The sequence below is a fragment of the Micrococcus sp. LASM2_SD2 genome (assembly GCF_057364565.1).
Map to the genome: position 1 here is coordinate 1 of NZ_JBNFOB010000439.1, position 812 is coordinate 812.

1 pseudogene is annotated in these 812 nt (G+C 76.7%); it reads right to left on the bottom strand.

The window, feature by feature from the left end:
- Positions 1-747 (bottom strand): annotated as a pseudogene (locus AC2W7A_RS12990) (hypothetical protein); the annotation flags it as partial.
- Between the last annotated feature and the right edge of the window lie 65 nt (positions 748-812).

Below are 812 nucleotides of genomic sequence, written 5' to 3' on the forward strand. Positions count from 1 at the left end.
GCTCGCCGCGCTCGGCGGCGGCCACACGGCCCAGAGCACGGTCTCCGCGGTGGCGCCCGCCTCACGCGCCGCGTCGAGTCCGGCGTGCAGCATGCGGGACAGACGCTGCAGGCCGTGGTGGCGCGGAGCCTCCTCCTCCAGCAGCGAGGGGTCCAGCAGGGCGGCCGGCAGAAGCTGTTCGGAACCGCGGCGCCCCCCGCGGGCACGTTCGGCCGCCAGTAGGTCCTGGCGCAGGCGGCGCAGGTGCAGCGGCGTGGTGCCGCCGTAGCGTCCGCGCAGCAGGTGCTGCACGTCGAGGGAGTCCAGCACCCCGGTGAGGGCGACCTCCCGTTCCTCCTCGGCGGTGTCCCGGCCGTCCTCGTCCACCAGCGCCGCGACCACCGTGAGCAGGTGCAGCAACGGGGCCACGGCGGGCTCATCCTTCAGGACAGTGCCGGCGACGTCCCGGACCACCGGCACCCCCTCGGACTCGAGGAATCCGGTGAGCTCGGCGACGCGGGATCCCGAGCGCGCGATGACCGCGATGTCCTCCAGCGGCACGCCCTGGCCATGGTGCACCTGCAGCACGCGCTGCAGCACGAGGCGGTCCTCGTGGGCGGCGGTGGGCACCACGTGGACCTCGGCGGACGGGGCGGAGGCCGCGGCCCCGGACGGGGCGGCCTCGGCGGTATCGTCCTCGGCGGTATCGTCCTCGGCGGCGAGGGTCAGCTCGCGCACGCGCGCCAGCTCGGCGGACGGGGTGGCCACGCGCGCGCCCGACCCGCCGCCCCAGGCCCTCGAGCCAGCCCGGCGCGGACATGGCGGTGGCCCTG